Source organism: Sorangium sp. So ce128 (assembly GCF_051525245.1).
GTDB lineage: Bacteria > Myxococcota_A > Polyangia > Polyangiales > Polyangiaceae > Sorangium > Sorangium cellulosum_B.
Window position 1 is genome coordinate 199,283 of the sequence record NZ_CP150313.1, and the last position, 16,877, is coordinate 216,159.

At 69.7% G+C, this 16,877-nt stretch carries 17 protein-coding genes; 13 read left to right on the forward strand and 4 right to left on the reverse strand.

Translation table 11 applies throughout. The features are described 5' to 3' along the window. Nucleotides 1-6: 6 nt before the first annotated feature. The 5 genes from WME82_RS00790 (at nucleotide 7) to WME82_RS00810 (ending at nucleotide 4,388) form a co-directional block, all read left to right on the forward strand. Nucleotides 7-825 carry a hypothetical protein gene (locus WME82_RS00790; protein WP_438041262.1) on the forward strand — a complete coding sequence of 273 codons (819 nt, stop codon included), beginning with the start codon at nucleotides 7-9 and terminating at the stop codon, nucleotides 823-825. A gap of 15 nt (nucleotides 826-840) precedes the next feature. Then, nucleotides 841-1,239 carry a ClpX C4-type zinc finger protein gene (locus WME82_RS00795; RefSeq protein ID WP_438041263.1) on the forward strand — a complete coding sequence of 133 codons (399 nt, stop codon included), beginning with the start codon at nucleotides 841-843 and terminating at the stop codon, nucleotides 1,237-1,239. A 124-nt stretch (nucleotides 1,240-1,363) separates the two neighbouring features. Further along, complete coding sequence (locus tag WME82_RS00800) at nucleotides 1,364-1,687, forward strand: hypothetical protein (RefSeq protein WP_438041264.1); 324 nt, start codon at nucleotides 1,364-1,366, stop codon at nucleotides 1,685-1,687. Next, on the forward strand, nucleotides 1,593-2,669 hold the full coding sequence (locus tag WME82_RS00805) for a SpoIIE family protein phosphatase (RefSeq protein WP_438041265.1): 1,077 nt from the start codon (nucleotides 1,593-1,595) through the stop codon (nucleotides 2,667-2,669). Before WME82_RS00800 ends, WME82_RS00805 begins: the two co-directional genes overlap by 95 nt. A gap of 237 nt (nucleotides 2,670-2,906) precedes the next feature. Next, a complete protein-coding gene (locus WME82_RS00810; RefSeq protein WP_438041266.1) occupies nucleotides 2,907-4,388 on the forward strand; it encodes a hypothetical protein in 1,482 nt (493 codons plus the stop codon). A 100-nt stretch (nucleotides 4,389-4,488) separates the two neighbouring features. Here the strand turns inward: WME82_RS00810 and WME82_RS00815 are convergent, their stop codons facing one another. Both WME82_RS00815 and WME82_RS00820 read right to left on the reverse strand, forming a co-directional pair. Further along, nucleotides 4,489-5,148 (reverse strand): YceI family protein, encoded by a 660-nt coding sequence (locus tag WME82_RS00815; RefSeq protein WP_438041267.1) that lies wholly within the window; start codon nucleotides 5,146-5,148, stop codon nucleotides 4,489-4,491. Between the two features lie 21 nt (nucleotides 5,149-5,169). Further along, complete coding sequence (locus WME82_RS00820; protein WP_438041268.1) at nucleotides 5,170-5,970, reverse strand: dioxygenase family protein; 801 nt, start codon at nucleotides 5,968-5,970, stop codon at nucleotides 5,170-5,172. Between the two features lie 192 nt (nucleotides 5,971-6,162). Between WME82_RS00820 and WME82_RS00825 the strand changes: the two genes are divergently transcribed. The 8 genes from WME82_RS00825 (at nucleotide 6,163) to WME82_RS00860 (ending at nucleotide 15,484) form a co-directional block, all read left to right on the forward strand. Further along, on the forward strand, nucleotides 6,163-7,125 hold the full coding sequence (locus WME82_RS00825; protein ID WP_438041269.1) for a LysR family transcriptional regulator: 963 nt from the start codon (nucleotides 6,163-6,165) through the stop codon (nucleotides 7,123-7,125). Nucleotides 7,126-7,423: 298 nt separating this feature from the next. Then, nucleotides 7,424-8,587: an ABC transporter substrate-binding protein gene (locus tag WME82_RS00830; protein ID WP_438045019.1), complete on the forward strand. Its 1,164-nt coding sequence runs from the start codon at nucleotides 7,424-7,426 to the stop codon at nucleotides 8,585-8,587. After that, a complete protein-coding gene (locus tag WME82_RS00835; RefSeq protein WP_437743667.1) occupies nucleotides 8,584-9,492 on the forward strand; it encodes an ABC transporter permease in 909 nt (302 codons plus the stop codon). The genes WME82_RS00830 and WME82_RS00835 overlap by 4 nt, the downstream gene beginning before the upstream one ends. Further along, nucleotides 9,468-10,256: an ABC transporter ATP-binding protein gene (locus WME82_RS00840; RefSeq protein ID WP_438041270.1), complete on the forward strand. Its 789-nt coding sequence runs from the start codon at nucleotides 9,468-9,470 to the stop codon at nucleotides 10,254-10,256. The genes WME82_RS00835 and WME82_RS00840 overlap by 25 nt, the downstream gene beginning before the upstream one ends. Further along, nucleotides 10,253-11,620 carry an LLM class flavin-dependent oxidoreductase gene (locus WME82_RS00845; RefSeq protein ID WP_437859745.1) on the forward strand — a complete coding sequence of 456 codons (1,368 nt, stop codon included), beginning with the start codon at nucleotides 10,253-10,255 and terminating at the stop codon, nucleotides 11,618-11,620. The genes WME82_RS00840 and WME82_RS00845 overlap by 4 nt, the downstream gene beginning before the upstream one ends. A 429-nt stretch (nucleotides 11,621-12,049) precedes the next feature. Then, entirely contained in the window at nucleotides 12,050-13,372 is a 1,323-nt protein-coding gene (locus WME82_RS00850) for a S41 family peptidase (protein WP_437743670.1), read from the forward strand. A gap of 163 nt (nucleotides 13,373-13,535) precedes the next feature. Beyond that, on the forward strand, nucleotides 13,536-14,174 hold the full coding sequence (locus tag WME82_RS00855) for a peroxiredoxin (RefSeq protein WP_437590251.1): 639 nt from the start codon (nucleotides 13,536-13,538) through the stop codon (nucleotides 14,172-14,174). After that, nucleotides 14,174-15,484 (forward strand): hypothetical protein, encoded by a 1,311-nt coding sequence (locus tag WME82_RS00860; protein ID WP_438041271.1) that lies wholly within the window; start codon nucleotides 14,174-14,176, stop codon nucleotides 15,482-15,484. The genes WME82_RS00855 and WME82_RS00860 overlap by 1 nt, the downstream gene beginning before the upstream one ends. A 93-nt stretch (nucleotides 15,485-15,577) precedes the next feature. On the opposite strand, the gene WME82_RS00865 is transcribed toward WME82_RS00860, so the two are convergent. Next, a complete protein-coding gene (locus WME82_RS00865; RefSeq protein WP_438041272.1) occupies nucleotides 15,578-16,126 on the reverse strand; it encodes a hypothetical protein in 549 nt (182 codons plus the stop codon). A 177-nt stretch (nucleotides 16,127-16,303) separates the two neighbouring features. Then, nucleotides 16,304-16,711: a cupin domain-containing protein gene (locus WME82_RS00870; RefSeq protein WP_438041273.1), complete on the reverse strand. Its 408-nt coding sequence runs from the start codon at nucleotides 16,709-16,711 to the stop codon at nucleotides 16,304-16,306. Between the last annotated feature and the right edge of the window lie 166 nt (nucleotides 16,712-16,877).

Here is a 16,877-nt window from a genome sequence, read left to right on the forward strand (position 1 = left end):
AACGCAATGCACAGCGCACAAGCATGCTACCGTGAGCTCTATGACTCGCTCCTCGAGTACGACGAGGGATCGCTCTATCCGGATGTACTCGCGCCCTGGCTCAAGGCGAATGCCGACGAGCGGATCTGGCTCCGCTCCTTCGCTTCCCGGCGCGGAAGCCCCATTCCGTCCGCGGACGTCGAGGACCTGTGGCGGCTGTATGCCTTGAGTCGCGTCAATGATACATTGCTGTTGCGGTTTCAGCGCGGGACGGCGGACGGATCGGACTGGCCGGGGCCATTGATCTCGCAGGCCGAGTACCTGGCGTTCGCGGAGGCGCTAGGGCTCACCATCGCCGAGACGTCCTCGTTCTCGCCGTTCTATCATGAGATCGTCGAGATCGAGTACGCCGATGACCGCCGTCAGCCAGTGTCGATCGTAAGTTACGCCTGGCCGTGCCTGATGTTCGGCGACCTGCTCTTCTCTCGGGCCGGAGTGCGCGTGCGCGGCGGCAGCGAGATCATCCGCAAGGACATCGCCGAATCATCTACCATGTACTGGACGTACCGGCGGAAGAACCGCCCCGGGCAGGACCTATCCCATGGCTGGGGCAGCAACTCGCAGTGGCGTACCGCCTTCCGCAGGGACTATCGAGTGGGCCAAACATTGTGCTACAACGTCGACGGTAAGCGCGATCTAGGCACGCTGGAGTCAACGGCCGAAGATGACGATGGCCTGACGCGGGAGGAGCGCGTCGAGCTGCTCACCAACCGCTGTTTCATCTTCACGATGAAGCCGCACGATGATCTGTGGCCCTATGATGACAGGCTACAGCTCGAGGGGTGATGAGAGCTTGTTCGCATGTCGGGCATCTGGATTGAGCTGTCGGACAGGGTGGTGGCCAGCGACGGCGTCGCTGATGCGCGCTCTCAGTGTTCGTTCTGTCGACGCGGGCTGGCCCGTCTCGAGCGCCTCATCGCTGCCGCAGATGTCAGCATTTGCAGCGCTTGTGTTCAGGAATGTGCCCGCCGGCTTCGCCGCCGCAACGTCCTCGGATGGCGCCGTTGGTGGCGATTCTGGGAGGACGGCGAGCCAAGCAAGACGCGGACGGGGCTCAGCTATCGGGACCCGCATCTCGCGTGCTCGTTCTGCAAGCGCTCGCTGGTCGAAGTGCCCGCGCTGTTAGGGGACGGCCGGGTCAATATCTGCAGTCCCTGCGTGGGGCTTTGCATGGAGATCCTCCGCGAGGAACCTCGGTGAACCGATCCGTCTGGACTGTGCGCCGAGGACCCGGAATAGCTGGTCGCCGTGGATGGTTGACGTTGCCCGACTCATGACCTCCCCGACCCCTGGCCACCGCGCGCGAGAAGCGCTCCTCCTGTGCTTGGCGGTGCCGTTCGTCGGAATCGTGTTCGGCGGGATCTACTCCATGCCCGCGATCCTGCTCAGTCGCGGGCGGGATCCCTGGCTCAGCGTGCTCCTGCTGTCCGGCCTCGCCCTCACCGTGTTCGGCGCCGGGTCTCTCCTGCGAATCCCGGCCGGCCTCCTCGGAGGCGTCTACGTGGTAGCAGCGGTCGCCCTGTTCGTGGTCCGGAGGGCCTACGGCGGGCTCGATGGGAATCTGGAGCGCTTTGGAATCGTGCACCTGTTCGCGCTGGCGCTGGTTTCCTTCGCGCACGCCGCGATGCTGGTGGAGAGACATCCGTGATCGGTTAGCCAAGCGAAGCGTCATGGCGCTATTCGACATCGTCATCGCCCGAGCGGCCTGCCCCGGCTGCGGACATTTTCACGAGTGGCGCGTCCAGTACCAGTACGGCTACTGCCGGCAGCACGAGTACAAGCTCGGTGACCGAATCTGCTGGTTCGATCCGCCGGGCCGCCCGGCGCCGCTCGGCGATCATGGCGAGAACGTGGGCGGACTCGTCACAGTGCCCGGGCTCGTCGAAAGCGGCTGCTCGAAATGCGGCCTCGGCGAGGGCGCAGCTGTCTGGTTCCGGGACAATGTTGTTCACGCGATAGAGATCACGCTCTCGGAAGTTGGCGGCGAGCCCGAGCGGCTCGAACCTTCCTCTGGCTGGATGCGCTTCTGGTCACGCCGCGTGGCAGGGTGCGCGAACGAGGATCGTCTCGAGCTGAGCTGCCGTGGCGATCGGTGGACCGTGGCTGTTGCCGACGGGACGGGGGGGCTCTCGGGCGGTGCGGCCGCCGCCCGCTCGGCGACGAGCGTGATGGCGGCGCTCGGCGCCGAGATGGAGCTCGACCCGGACAGCTGGTGCGAGCGCCTCAGCCTTCTCGACCGTGAGCTGGAAGCGGAGCCCAGATGTGGCGAGACGACGCTCGTTGTGGTCCAGGTGAGCCGAGGCGAGCTCTGGGGCGCCAGCGTGGGGGACTCGGGCGCGCTCCTCGTCGCGCCCGACGGACTGATCGAGCTGACGGCGGCGCAGCGTCGCAAGCCACTGGTCGGCAGCGGCGCGTGCAGGCCCGCGAGCATTCCCCGCCAGCCGCTCTCGGGGCGCCTCTTGGTCGCCACCGACGGCCTGCTGAAGTACACGTCGCTCGCGACCATCAACGCTCTCGCACGCACGGGCGACGTGCATACGGTGGTCGAGACGTTGATCCAGGCGGTGACTCTTCCGTCCGGCAACCTGCAGGACGATGTTGCGGTGGTGCTCGGCGAACGCGTCGGCTAATCCTGCGCCGCTTCGCGGCGCAGCAGATTGGCAACTCGTTACGCGGGCTGGCCCGATCCGCGGAAGAAGCCACGACGGGCCAGGGCGCGCAGAGAGCAGCAATCCGGCGGTGACCATCGCGAAAGAGCGTTGAACGGGCGGGCGCGATCCGGGCACGAACGGGGAGCCACCGCCCGCGGCTTCTCACCAAGCGCCCGGACCCTTCGCTCGTGAAGGATCCGGCTGCCCGGAGGTCTCATGCTCGTTTCATCGCGTTCGCGTTCCGCCGCCCGAGCCTCGCTGTCCGCCGTCACCTTCGCCCTCGCCCTGCCAGGCGCCGCCTCGTTCACCGGCTGCTCCGGGAGCGACGAGCCCGAGGAGCCCCAGGCCGCCGGGAGTAGCCCCACGTTTCACAAGGACGTCGAGCCCATCCTGCAGAGGAGCTGCATGGGCTGCCACTCCGCGGGCAATATCGCGCCCTTCAGCATTACCTCGTACGACGACGCCAAGGCTGTCGCGGCGCTCATGGTCCAGACGACCAAGGCGGGCACGATGCCGCCCTTCGCCGTGCGTGACACGGACGAGTGCTCGACCCGCCACGCGTGGAAGGGCGACATCCGCCTCTCCGACGAGGAGATCAGCACCCTGGAGGCCTGGAGCAAGGCCGGCAGCCCCAAGGGTGATCCCAAGGACGCGCCCGCCGCGTTCGTGCCGAAGAGCCCCGACCTGCCGGGCACGACCCTCGAGGTTCACCCGAAAGAGCCCTACGTCACCTCCGGTGAGCAGGACGAGTTCCGCTGCTTCGTCATCGATCCCGGGCTCACGGAGGACCAGTACCTGAACGGTCTACAGATGGTGCCCGGTAACGACAAGGTCGTTCATCACGGGCTGATCGCCATCGATCCGGAGCGGTCGATCGCGAACCTGGCCGGCCCCGACGGGAGCTTTCCGTGCGGCGATGGCGAGGAGCCGGCGGGCTCGGACCTAGGCGCGCTCCCGCTGCTCACCGCCTGGGCTCCCGGCACGGACCCGGTCGATCTGCCCGAGGGGGTGGGTCAGCTGATCCCGAAGGGGTCGCTCATCATGATGCAGATCCACTACCACCCTGCCGGCACCACGGCCGACCCGGACCTGACGCGCATCCAGCTCAGGCTCACCAAAGAGAAGCCGAAGTACGGCTTCCTGTACCACCTGATCGGCAACTTCGAAGACCCGGTCAACGAGTTTGGCTTCGGGCTGCTACCGGGTCCGGGCGACAAGAACGGCGTCGAGTTCCTGGTCCCCGCGGACAGCAAGGACCACGTGGAGACGGAGCAGTTCACGATCCCGGCCGCGGACTCGCCCGTGGCGCAAGAGATACCGTTCCCGCCGGGCATGCGCATCTATGGCGAATTCCTGCACATGCACTACCTGGGCTTCGACCAGAAGGTGACGGTCACGCGGGCGAACGGCTCGCCCGATCAGCCGAAGGAGGAGTGCCTGGCACACGCGCCGAAGTGGGAGTTCGCCTGGCAGCGCTCGTACTCGTACGACGCGCCCATCGAGTCGCTCCCGACGCTCGAGCCGGGCGATGTGCTCCAGATCCGGTGCACGTACAACAACTCGACGGAGAACCCGTACGTGGTCAAGGCGCTCAAGGAGGCTCATATGAGCGCGACGATCGACGTGGCTTACGGCGAGGGGAGCACGTTCGACGAGATGTGCATCGCCGGGCTCTCGCTCGTGTACCCGATGCCTTGACGGGAGCGGGAGCGGCGGCGGAGGTGGGTGCGGGAACGGAGGCGCTCCCTCCTTTCGCGGGGCTTCATCCGCTCCCGCCCGCCCGGTGTCCGGCCGGCGCTCAGCCCTGCTTGCGGGGCGCCTTGAGCGAGAGCTTCAGCAGCACGTCGTCGCGGATCAGATCGTCCTGCTTGCCCGGATAGACGATGCCGAAGTCCTTGCGGTTGATCACGAACTCGGCGCTGCCCGAGACGGCATCGGCGCCCTCGGTGATGGTCGCCGGGAAGGTGATGGTCTTCTTCACGCCGTGCAGATCGAGCTCGCCGGTGATTGTGTGCGTCGCGCCTTTCTCGCCGCCGGCCTTGATCTCGGTCGAGGTGAACGTCGCCTTCGGGTACTTCTCGACGTCGAAGAAGTCCGGCGACTTGAGGTGGCCGTCGAGCTTCTCGGCGTCGGTCTTCACCGACGACGCGTCGGCCTCGATGGTGAGCTTGCCGCCCGCGGCCTTGCCGCCGGCGAGCGTGATCGAGCCCGAGACCTTCTCGAATTTGCCCTCGTGTTTGCCCGTGACCTTCGAGCCGACGAAGCCGATGGTCGAGGCCGCCACGTCGATCGGCAGCGTCTCGGCGGGGCCCGAGGGCGCGGCGGCGGCCTGGGTCTGCGCGGGCGCGGCGGTCGAGATGGTCGCCTTGGGCTTGTCCTTGGTCGGGTCCTCGCACCCCGCGAGCGAGAGCAAGAGGGCGGCGGGGAGGGCGATGCGAGCGAAACGAGCGGTGAACATGAGAGACAATCTCCTTATTGGTCAGCCAAACTGCACAGAACGTCTCGTGAACGAGCCATAGGTGAGCCCCGTGATGGGGAACTGCACCGGCTCGCTCACGTCGATCGACGCCCCCATGGCGGCGACGACCGGCACGAAATGCTCGTGGGTCGGGAGCGCCATCCGCACGCCCGGCGCGCGGGCGCGGTACTCGATGAGCGCGCCCACGTCGCGCTGCGAGAGGACCTCGGCGCACCATGCGTCGAACTCCGTGGCCCAGGGCTGCGCGACCGCATCTCCGCGCCAGTCTGCCGCGCGGAGGTTATGGGTCAAGAAACCGCTGCCGACGATCAACACCCCCTCGTCGCGGAGCGGCGCGAGCGCTCGCCCCATCTCCAGGAGCGGAGCTGGAGAGAGCGTCGGCAAAGAGATCTGGAGCACCGGGACGTCCGCGCCGGGGTACATGCAGAGGAGCGGCACGTAGGCGCCGTGATCGAGCCCGCGGCGAGGCGCCTCGGCGACCGGCCCCAGCGGGCCGAGCAGCTCCCGGACGCGCCGCGCGAGCGCGGGGGCGCCGGGCGCGGGGTACTCCACCTGATAGTACTTCTCGGGGAAGTTGTAGAAGTCGTAGACGAGGGGCACGGCCTCGGTCGCGCCGAGCGTGACCGGCGCGTCCACCCAGTGGGCCGAGATCATGAGAATCGCCGTGGGGCGCGGCACCGCCTGCGCCCAGGCGGCGAGCTCGGCGACCCACGCGCGATCGTCGAGCAGGAAGGGAGAGCCGTGCGCGAGGAACAGGGCCGGCATGCGCCCCTCGCGCGCCTTGTGCTGAGTGTCGGACATCGAACCTCTCTCGGCCGCGGTGGACGTGGAGCTCGACGCCGGAGCCGGACCGGGCGCGGTCGACGTCGAGCGCCCGCAGGCGCCGGCGATCGGTGCGGCCCCGCCTGCGGCAAGGAGGAGCCTCAATGCAGCCCGGCGATCCATGATGAGCCCACCCTAGGTCGTTTCCGATAGTGGTACAATGACCCTGCAATGAAACACCAGGTTGCCAAAACGGAAACGATCGACGCGGATCTGACCGATTTGCGGGCCTTCTGCCTGGTGGTCGACCTCGGATCGATCACGGCGGCCGCGAAGACGCTGGGCGAGACGAAGGGAAGCGTCAGCCGCCGCATCACGCGCCTGGAGCACGCGCTCGGGGTGGAGCTGCTCCGCCGCAGCCCGCGGCTCGTGCAGGCGACGGAGGACGGCCTCGCCTACCGGGAGCGCGTCGGCCGGGCGCTGGAGCTGCTGGAGGACGCGAACGTGGCGGTGCAGCAGGCGCGCTCGAGGCCGCGCGGGCACCTGCGCGTGACGGCGCCGTTCGATCTCGGGCTGAGCATCCTGGCGCCGCTCTCGGCCGGCTTCGCGGAGCGCTTCCCCGAGATCTCGCTGGAGCTGCTGCTCACCGAGGCGCTCCTCGACTTCGACGCCCACCAGGTCGACGTGGCCCTGCGCGCGACCTCGAGCCTCCCGGACTCGTCGCTCATCGCCCACAAGCTGCAGCACATCGAGGTCGGCCTGTTCGCGGCGCCCTCCTACCTCCGCAAGCACGGGGCCGCGCGCCGGCCCGAGGACCTCGCGGGGCACCGGCTGCTGCTCGCCCAGACCGCGCGCGGCCACGCGACGATCGCGCTCTCGGCGCGCGACGGCCGCGATCGCGCGGAGCTCCGGGTGCGCGCGGCGATCTCGGCCTCCGATTTCTCGTTCTGCCGCGAGGTCGCGCTGGCCGGGGGCGGGATCGCGCTGGTCCCCGCGATCAACGTGCGGGGCGACCTCGACGCGAAGCGGCTCGTGCCCGTGCTCAAGGACTACGCGATCCACGGCGCCGCCTCCCTGTACCTCGTCCACCCGGGGACGCGCTTCCTGCCGTCCAAGATCCGCGCCTTCCGCGACTACCTGCTCGACGCGTTCGGCGTCCAGGGACGGCGCGAGGCCCCCGCCGCGGCGCGGTAGCGGGCCGCCCCCTCCGCGCCTGCTCCCGCCGGAGGGAGGCGGGCCGTGCTCGCGCCGGAGCAGCGGATCACCACCGGCTGTTGCTGAGGAAGCAGCGCGGCCTTGGCCCGGCCGTCCCGCGGCCGGCGGGCGCCGCGCGACGGCGGGCGCGGGCCGCTGGACGGCGCCGTCCACGGGCGAGCGGCGCGGCGGCATGGGCGTTGCTGGTCATGGCGAGACGATCCCGAGGACGGGCCGCGAGCCATCGGCTCCGCGAGGCCCATCCCGGCGTCTCCCGAGCGCTCCTCTCCCCTGCCGGCTGGGCGGCGGGCGGGGCGGCGCCTGGGCAGCAGCAAAACGGCACCGCTTCCAGCCGCGCACCGAGGTCCATCTGCGCTCGTTCATCGACAGGATTCGCTCACTCGCGACGTTCGCGGCGCTCTCTGCGCTGATTGCCTCGTCCGGGTGCAAGCGCGACGGCGAGGCGAGCGCCGCTGCCACGCTGGCCCCGGACGCCCCGATCCCGGCCGAGATCCCGCGCGAGACGCGGCTCAGCATCGGTGATCCGACGGTGCAGAAGCAACTCCAGCTCTCCGGCGACATCGACAGGCTGCCGTTCCGCGTCGACTGGCAGAACATCAGCGGAGGACCGCAGACCATCGAGGCGTTCCGCGCCGGGGTGCTCGACGCGGGCGCGGTCGGCGACACGCCGCCCATCCACGCCACCTTCACCGGGGTCGACGTGAAGATCCTCACCGTGCAGGTGCGGGAGAAGCCCATCTACGAGCTGGCCACCGCGCCGGGCGCGCAGGTAGCGTCCATCGGCGATCTCCGCGGCAAGAAGATCGCCTATTCACCGGGGCAGGCGCAGGGCGCGCTCGTCCTGCGCGCGCTGAAGAAGGCCGGGCTGTCGCAGAAGGACGTGACGCTCGTCCAGCTCGGGAGCACCGAGTTCAAGGAGGCGCTCACCAGCCGCCAGGTCGACGTCGCGCCGCTGTCCGGCGTCACCCTGCTGCGTTATCTCAACGAGTACCGCGCCGAGGGCGCCTCGTCGATCGCGCACGGCGTCCGCGACAACCTGGGCTTCCTTCATGTGCGCGCCGAGGTGCTCAAGGACGCTCACAAGGCGGCCGCGCTGGTCGACTACGCGAAGTGGCGGGCCAGGGCCCAGCTGTGGGCCTACGCGCACCAGGAGGCCTGGATCGAGGCGTATTACGTCAAGGATCAGGGCCTCTCGGCCAGGGAAGGGCGCTTCCTCATCGAGGCCGCCGGCAAGCCGCAGTATCCGGGCGACTGGTCCGAGGCGATCGCGCTGACCCAGGAGACCGCCGATCTGCTCGCCGAGGCCTCCGGCCAGAAGCGGTTCGAGGCCAGGACGATCTTCGACCTCCGGTTCCAGACGATCGGAGCGGAGGTGGCTGGCGCCGCCGAGGGCGCCGGACCGACGGACCGGCCGGCGACGGCCGACAGGAGCACTCCATGACGACCGCACTGCCCACGAGCGCCGCCTCGCCGCGCCTCGCCAGCTTCCCGGATCTCACCGCGACCGCGGACGTCTCCGCGCCGCCGTCCGGCGCCCCGACCGGCCGCCGCGTGTCCAGCCGCCGCTTGCGGCGCCGCCTGGGCCCGGGGCGGCGCATCCCGTACGGCCTCGCGCTCGGCCCGGCGCTGCTGCTCGCGCTCTGGGCCGCCGCCTCGGCGACGGGCGCGCTCGACGCGCGCGTGCTCTCCGCGCCGTGGACCGTGGTGACCACGGCCCACGAGCTGATCGCCGACGGGCGGCTCCTGTCCAACCTGCTCACGTCGGCGCAGCGGGCCTTCCTGGGGCTCGCGCTCGGGGCCGGTCTGGGCACGGTGCTGGCGCTCCTCGCCGGGCTGACGCGCGTCGGGGAGGCGCTGCTCGACGGGCCGGTGCAGATCAAGCGCGCGATTCCGACGCTGGCGCTCATCCCGCTGCTGATCCTCTGGTTCGGCATCGGCGAGCAGATGAAGGTGCTCACCATCGCCCTCGGCGTCGTCATCCCGGTCTACGTCCACACCCACGCGGCGCTGCGCACCATCGACGCGCGCTACGTGGAGCTGGCCGAGACGGTCCGCCTGACGAGGTGGCAGTTCATCCGGAAGGTGGCGTTGCCGGGGGCGCTTCCGGGCTTCCTGATGGGCCTGCGGCTGGCGGTGACCGGCGCGTGGCTGGCGCTCGTTGTGGTCGAGCAGATCAACGCCACGAGCGGCATCGGCTACATGATGTCGCTGGCGCGCTCGTACGGGCAGACGGAGATCATCCTCCTCGGCCTCGTCGTGTACGGGCTGTTCGGCCTGGCCTCCGACTCGGCCGTGCGGCTCATCGAGCGAAAGGCCCTGTCATGGCGCCGCATCCTGGCCGGCTGACGGCGGCCCCGCCCGCGGTGCGGATCCGCGGCCTGGTCCGCCGCTTCGGCGCCCGCGTGGTGCTCGACGGGATCGACCTCACGATCGAGCGGGGCGAGTTCGTCGCGCTGCTCGGCCGCAGCGGATCGGGCAAGAGCACCCTGCTGCGGGCGATCGCCGAGCTGGACGACGAGGTGACCGGCTCGGGCGAGCTGCACGTGCCGGACAACCGGGCGGTCGTGTTCCAGGACACGCGGCTCTTGCCGTGGGCGCGGGTGCTCGACAACGTGATCCTCGGGCTCGACGTGCCGCAGGCCCGGGAGCGCGGCCTGGACGCGCTCGCGGAGGTGGGGCTCGCCGGGCGGGAGCGCGCGTGGCCCGTCGAGCTGTCCGGCGGCGAGCAGCAGCGGGTGGCGCTGGCGCGGTCGCTGGTGCGCGATCCGGAGCTCGTGCTGGCCGACGAGCCGTTCGGCGCGCTCGACGCGCTGACCCGCGCGCGCATGCACGACCTCCTGCGCGAGCTGTGCGCGCGGCACCGGCCGGCCGTGCTGCTGGTGACCCACGACGTCGACGAGGCGATCGCGCTCGCCGATCGGGTGCTGGTGCTCGAGGGCGGCCGCATCACCGAGGAGCGGCGGATCGATCTGCCGGCGCCGCGGCCGCTGCGCGATCCGCGGTTCCTCGCCCACCGCGAGTCGCTGCTTTCGGCGCTGGGGGTCGCGCCGGGCGCGGCCGCTGCCGGAGATCCTGACGCGAACCCTGAACTGGAACGGAGTGCCCCGTGACCCAACGACCCGGACAGCTGCATCTCAACGCGTTTCTCATGAGCGTCGGCCACCACGAGGCCTCGTGGCGCTTGCCGGAGAGCGATCCGTTCGCGAACACGAGCGTCGCGCACTTCAAGAAACTGGCCCGCATCGCGGAGCGGGGGAAGCTCGACTCGGTGTTCCTCGCCGACAGCCCGGTGCTGTGGAACAACGTCGGCCGCAGGCCGGCCGGGACGCTCGAGCCGACGGTGCTCCTCGCGGCGCTCGCCGGGGTGACCGAGCACATCGGGCTGATCGCGACCGCCTCGACGACGTACAACGAGCCGTTCAACCTGGCCCGGAGGTTCGCCTCGCTGGACCACCTCAGCGGGGGGCGGGCGGGCTGGAACATCGTCACGACGGCGGGCGTGGACGCGGCGCGCAACTTCAACCTGGACGAGCTGCCGGCGCACAGCGACCGGTACGCGCGGGCGGCGGAGTTCATCGATGTGTCGCTGAAGCTGTGGGACAGCTGGGGCGACGACGCGCCGCTCGGCGACAAGGAGAACGGCGTCTGGGGCGATGACCGCAAGATTTACCCGCCGCGGCACGTGGGGCGGTACTTCAAGGTCGAGGGGGCGCTCAACGTGCCTCGCTCGCCGCAGGGGTATCCGCTGCTCGTGCAGGCCGGCTCGTCGGACGACGGCAAGGAGCTGGCGGCGCGGTACGCGGAGGCGGTGTTCACGGCGCAGCAGACGCTGGAGGACGCGCAGCGGTTCTATGTCGATCTGAAGGGGCGCGCGCGCGCGCTGGGGCGCGATCCGGGGTCGATCAAGATCTTGCCGGGGATCGTGCCGGTCATCGGCGCCACGGAGGCCGAGGCGCACGCGCTCGACGCCGAGCTCGATCGGCTCATCAAGCCGGAGTATGCCAAGCGCCAGCTCGCGCAGACGCTGCGGGTGAAGCCGGAGGAGCTCGACCTCGACGCGGAGCTGCCGCGGGATCTTCCGAGCGAGGATCAGATCGAGGGGGCGAAGAGCCGGTACACGCTGATCGTGAGCCTGGCGCGGCGGGAGCGGCTGACGGTGCGCCAGCTGATCGGGCGGCTGGGCGGCGGCCGCGGCCACCGGACGTTCGCCGGCGCGCCCGAGCAGGTGGCGGACGCGATCCAGCACTGGTGGGAGCAGGGGGCAGCCGATGGCTTCAACGTGATGCCGCCGGTGCTGCCGTCGGGGCTCGAGGCGTTCGTCGAGCACGTGGTCCCGATCCTGCAGAGACGCGGGCTGTTCCGGACGGAATATGCGGGGAAGACGTTGCGGGACAACTATGGGCTGCCGAGGCCGGCGAACCTCAACCCGGCAAACCTCAACCTCGGTCGGGATTTGGTCGCGGCGGCAGAGTGATGTGAATTACAATAAACCTCAACCTCGGTCGGGGAATGGACCAGGGAAACCTCAACCCCGGTCGGGATCTGGTCGCGGCAACAAAGTGAGATAAGTCACATTGGACCGCAACCCCGGTCGGGGAATGAACCGCGGCCGCTGAAGCCAACCCCGGTCAGGCAAACCTCAACCCCGGTCGGGATCTGGTCGCGGCAGCAAAGTGAGATAAGTCACATTGGACCGCAACCCCGGTCGGGGGATGAACCGCGGCCGCTGAAGCCAACCCCGGTCGGGGATCGACCAGCAACTCCGGTCGGCGCTGAGCCCAACCCCGGTCGGGGATCGACCCGCAACCCCGCTCGGGCTGCCGGCAAACCCAACCCCGGTCGGGTCGAACCGCCAACCCAACCCCGTTGCTCGCCCTTTCCGTTTCGTGGTGTGCTGAGGCGCATGGTCGCCTCGAAGCTCGTCGCGGTCCTCTCCACATGCACCCTCGCCCTGGCCGCCGCCGCGACGGGAGGCTGCACCGCCTCGGACGGTGATGCGGAGCCAAAGGCAGACTGCTCGCTGCAGGGACAGAACCAGTTCCTGTTCGAGCTGATGAAGGACGCCTATCTCTGGTACGACGGCGTACCCGACCTGGACTATCGGGCGTACCCCTCGCCCGAGGCGCTGCTCGTGGATCTCGTCACCGAGCCGCGAGACCGCTGGAGCTACATCTCGACCAAGAGCGTCGACGACGCCTTCTTCCGGGAAGGGCAGACCCTCGGGTTCGGCATGCGGTGGAGCTTCGACCAGGAGGACAGCCTCCGGCTCGCGCTGGTCCAGCCGGGCTCGCCTGCCGGAGCGGCCGACCTCCGGCGGGGCGACGCGGTTGTGGCGATCAACGGGATCGACGTCGAGCAGGTCGTGAGCGACGACCTCTGGGAGGAGCTCGCGGGCCCCGACGAGGAAGGGCACGAGATGTCGCTGACGATCGAGCGCGCGGACGCCGAGGCCTTCACGGTCGCGCTCCGGAAGGCGTGGTATGGGATCACCACGGTCGTGAGCCCGCGTGTCCTGCAAACAGGGTCCGCGACCGTCGGATATCTCATGCTCACCACCTTCATCGAGCCTTCGGTGAGCGAACTCGACAGCGCCTTCGCGCTGTTCAGGGAGAGCCAGGTCGACGAGCTGGTGCTCGACCTGCGCTACAACGGCGGTGGGCGCCTCTCCGTCGAGAGGCACCTCGCGAGCCTGATCCACCGGCCGGCGGAGGCCGGCGCGCTGCTCGACATCACCGCGCACAACGACAGGCACGTCGACTGGGACAAGCGGGAGACGTTCGACGACCTCGACCAGCCGCCGCTCCCCCTGTCCCGGCTGGTCGTCATCACGTCCGGCGGGACGGCCTCCGCGAGCGAGTCGCTGATCAACAGCCTGCGCGCCTACATGGACGTGAAGATCGTCGGCTCGACCACGCACGGCAAACCCGTCGGCATGTACGGATGGGACAACTGCGACATGGTCGTGCACCCGATCGCGTTCCGGGTGCTCAACGCGAAGGAAGAGGGCGATTTCTACGATGGTCTCCCCCCCGACTGCGCCGCCGACGACACGCTCGGAGCAGAGCTCGGCGACGCGGGCGAGACGTGCCTCGCCGAGGCCCTGCACCTGCTGGAGCACGGCGAGTGCTCGACCGCGGCGCAGCCGGACGGGGCGGGCGAGCGCCGCGCCTCGCCGCCGCGGGAGATCCCGTGGCGCGGCCTTCGCCGCGAGGTCGGCGCGCTCTGAGGCGCCGCCGCGCCGGCCAAGCGCGGCGCGGCGCGGTGCGGTCGAGCGCGCGCCGGCGGCGTCCCGGCGCGAAACACCGCCGCTCCCGGCTTGACACCCTGAGCGGCTTGACGGAGATTCCTCCGCCATAGCGGAGACTGGGCCGCGGCCAGGAGGGAATGTCATGAGCCTGCAACTCGGAAGCATCGCGCCTGATTTCGAGCAAGAGTCCACGCACGGGACCATCCGATTCCACGAGTGGGCCGGGAGCTCGTGGGTGATCCTGTTCTCGCATCCGAAGGATTTCACCCCGGTTTGCACGACCGAGCTCGGCGCGGTCGCCAACCTCAAGGCGGAGTTCGACAAGCGCGGCGTGAAGCCCATCGCGCTCAGCGTCGACGACGTCGACTCGCACAAGCGCTGGTCCGTGGATATCGAGGAGACGCAGCGCACGAAGCTGAACTACCCGATCCTCGCCGACGTGGACCGGAAGGTGTCGGGCCTTTACGGGATGATCCACCCGCAGGCGAGCGACACGCTCACGGTGCGCTCGGTGTTCGTCATCGATCCGAACAAGAAGATCCGCGCGACGTTCACGTACCCGGCGAGCACGGGGCGCAACTTCGACGAGATCCTGCGCCTCATCGACTCGCTCCAGCTCACGGACAGCCACTCCGTGGCGACGCCCGCGAACTGGAAGGACGGCGATGATGTGGTGATCGTCCCCTCGCTCCAGGACCCCGCCGTCCTCGCGCAGAAGTTCCCCAAGGGGTACAACGCCGTCCGCCCGTACCTGCGCCTCACCCCTCAGCCCAACCGCTGATGCGGCGTGGCGCCGCCCGCGCGCGCGAGGCGTCGACGCGACGCCTCGCCGCGCTCGCCCTCGTGTTGCCGGCGGCGTGCTCGCGCGCTCCCGCGCCCGAGGCGCTCGGGGCGAGCGGCGGCGGGCCGAAGCCGGCGGCGCGGGCCGCCGGCGCCGGCTGGAAGCTCGTCCACCACGAGACCTTCGATGCGCCGTTCCAGGAGCCCTCCGCGTGGACCGAGGATCGGTATGGCGAGGAGAGCCCCTATCACGTCGATGTCTTCGACGAAGATGGCGAGTTCTTCTCCGCGCGGGGCGGCGAGGTGTTCCGGGAAGGGCTGCGGAGGTTCCGATCGTTCCGGAAGTCCTTCACGTATGGCGAGGGCGGCTGGCTCACGGTCGAGCTGTATGGCCGCGACAGCGACCGCGACGGCGTCCCCGAGACAGGCGGCCGCTTCGAGGCGGCGGGTGGCAAGGCGAGGCTCGTCTCCACCCGCCATTACGACGGCGCGATCCTCCGCTCGACCGCGCCGCTGCCCGCGCGGTACCGCGTGGAGGTGACGGTCTCGAACATCGACTTCGGCGGCCTGCGCGAGGGCAGCTGGACGCACGGGGGCAAGACCAACGGCTACGACGGGGACGAGCTGGCCGACCCGTGGCGGTTCAGCGATCGCAGCGCCGCGCCGCGGTCGGCGACGTTCGATAACGGTATTTACTTTCTCTGCATCACCGATTATCCGCGGCCGGCCCCTCACAACAACGTCTTCATCCATCACCACCGGAAGGTCGTGATGGATACGGGCAGCAACTTCGGCGAGGACGGCCCCTGGTCGCAGGTCTGGAACCCCTCGACCGGCCGGGCCGAGCAGGACGGATCACGTTATGTGAGCATGATCTGGCTCCGCGGCGATGCGTTCGGGAGCCCGTGGACCGGAAATGGGTTCACGTCGTACACCGCCGGCGGGTGGAAGGACGGCCCCATCTTCGTGGACAAGTACCTCGACAGGGAGGCTTACGTGGTCACCGTCGAGCGCGACGGCCGGGGTTATGCGATGTCCGCGGAGGGCAGGTTCCACCACGGCGGCAGCACGACGTACGCCGCGCGGAGGGGTTTCCGCGAGCCGCCGGTCACGTGGCACTACAACCAGCGCCCCGACGAGATCGAGGCGGAACACCCCAAGGAGACCGTCGATTTCGGCAAGACCTTCGAGACCTGGCCGGCGGGGTCGGCCTACCCGGATCACTTCTTCTTCGGTGATCCGCACATCAACTATTACGAGGGCACCGCCGAGTTCGACGAAGTGAAGCTCTACCTGCCGGACGACGGGTAGCGCCCGCTCCGGCGGGCGGCGCTGGCCGGGCGCGGCTCCTGCGGCGGCGGTCTCACCCAGACGAGTCGACCCGGAGCCTCCGGTCGAGCGCGTTCACTTGGGCGTGCACCCCGACGAGAGCTTCAGGAGCGGGCCCGGTGTGCAGGAGTCCAGGCCGAGCCGGAGGTCGGCCACCAGGTGATCGAGCGCCAGGAGGGGCGCCGGCGCCCCGGCGTACTCGTAGAGGTGCGACGTCTCGAGACCATCGCGGCGCAGGCGCACCGACGTTGCGCCGCCGTCGGCGCAGTCAGGGCAGCCGTAGCGGCGGTCGAGGGCGACGCCCGAGAGCGCGTCCTCGATCTCATCGAGCTTTCGCGTGCCTTCGTCCGTCAGCGTCGCCAGGTTCGAGCGGGGACAGCTCTTGGCGTGCGTGCAGGCCGTGAGCGAGAGCTCTGCGCCATCGCGGGACACCGTCGTGATGCACTCGCCGGCGCAGAGACCGAAGGAGTATCTCGTGGAGAGCCAGATCCCCTCGGCCGCGGACGAAGCGCCGAGCGACTGTTGCTCAGGCGCTGCCTCCCCCTCGGAGCCGAGAGCGCAGCCGGCGGAGAACGGGAAGCTAGCGACCAGCGCAAGGACCTTGAAGAGCGTGTTCGGTTTCATGCCAGCGCCAGATGGCAACCGCTGTGCCACGAGCCAGGACACCGCGTGTGGCTCCGGTGCAGGCAGCGTGCTGCGGACGGGCAGAACAAGACTGCACGCCCGCCCGGTTGCGCGAGGCAGGCGAGCTCGCCGGAACGCGGCGTGCGGCCTGGCTCAGCCTGCGCAGCGGCATGAAGGTCAGATCTCGCACTTTTCGCGAGCGAAGCGGTGCTGATCCCACGGCAGCTCGATGCGCTCGCCAGCAGGCGTCTCCACGGTGACCGGCGCTGCGCCGAGCGCGGCGACGACGTGCATCTCTTCCTCACCCGTGTTCGCGATCTGGTGCGGGACGCCCGCCGGCACGATGAGCGTCGAGCCCGGGCCGAACGTGAGGGCCACTCCATCGATCTCGCATGTCCCGGAGCCGCGGAGGACGACGATCACCTCCTCACATGCGTGCCGGTGACGCGGCGTTTGCGCGCCCGGCGCAATGGTCTGCATCCACACCTCGAGCGTCCGGAGGCCGTCGCGAGGGCCGGCGAGGGTCTGGTGGGCGAGCCCGGGCAGGCTGAGCTTCTCGATCGAGGCGATGTTCAGGACAGTCATGGCTTGATCCTCCACGGCAGCATCGGGCGCGGGTCCGCCCATCGCGACAGGCCGTCGCGACAGGCCGCCCTGCTCGCTGGATACGGCAGCTCTCCGTCGCCGTTTCGCTGGTCGAGCCGAAATGTCGATGCGGCTCCGGGGGCCAGGCGCGGGCGATGGCCGCCCC

Excerpts from the sequence above, each read along its gene's own strand:
- WME82_RS00795 (WP_438041263.1), top strand. The coding sequence starts at position 841 with ATGTCGGGCATCTGGATTGAGCTGTCGGACAGGGTGGTGGCCAGCGAC.
- WME82_RS00840 (WP_438041270.1), top strand. The coding sequence starts at position 9,468 with ATGGCGCCGCATCCTGGCCGGCTGACGGCGGCCCCGCCCGCGGTGCGG.
- WME82_RS00825 (WP_438041269.1), top strand. The coding sequence starts at position 6,163 with ATGAAACACCAGGTTGCCAAAACGGAAACGATCGACGCGGATCTGACC.
- WME82_RS00820 (WP_438041268.1), bottom strand. The coding sequence starts at position 5,970 with ATGTCCGACACTCAGCACAAGGCGCGCGAGGGGCGCATGCCGGCCCTG.
- WME82_RS00860 (WP_438041271.1), top strand. The coding sequence starts at position 14,174 with ATGCGGCGTGGCGCCGCCCGCGCGCGCGAGGCGTCGACGCGACGCCTC.
- WME82_RS00835 (WP_437743667.1), top strand. The coding sequence starts at position 8,584 with ATGACGACCGCACTGCCCACGAGCGCCGCCTCGCCGCGCCTCGCCAGC.
- WME82_RS00815 (WP_438041267.1), bottom strand. The coding sequence starts at position 5,148 with ATGTTCACCGCTCGTTTCGCTCGCATCGCCCTCCCCGCCGCCCTCTTG.
- WME82_RS00790 (WP_438041262.1), top strand. The coding sequence starts at position 7 with ATGCACAGCGCACAAGCATGCTACCGTGAGCTCTATGACTCGCTCCTC.
- WME82_RS00810 (WP_438041266.1), top strand. The coding sequence starts at position 2,907 with ATGCTCGTTTCATCGCGTTCGCGTTCCGCCGCCCGAGCCTCGCTGTCC.
- WME82_RS00805 (WP_438041265.1), top strand. The coding sequence starts at position 1,593 with ATGGGAATCTGGAGCGCTTTGGAATCGTGCACCTGTTCGCGCTGGCGC.
- WME82_RS00865 (WP_438041272.1), bottom strand. The coding sequence starts at position 16,126 with ATGAAACCGAACACGCTCTTCAAGGTCCTTGCGCTGGTCGCTAGCTTC.
- WME82_RS00855 (WP_437590251.1), top strand. The coding sequence starts at position 13,536 with ATGAGCCTGCAACTCGGAAGCATCGCGCCTGATTTCGAGCAAGAGTCC.
- WME82_RS00870 (WP_438041273.1), bottom strand. The coding sequence starts at position 16,711 with ATGACTGTCCTGAACATCGCCTCGATCGAGAAGCTCAGCCTGCCCGGG.
- WME82_RS00850 (WP_437743670.1), top strand. The coding sequence starts at position 12,050 with ATGGTCGCCTCGAAGCTCGTCGCGGTCCTCTCCACATGCACCCTCGCC.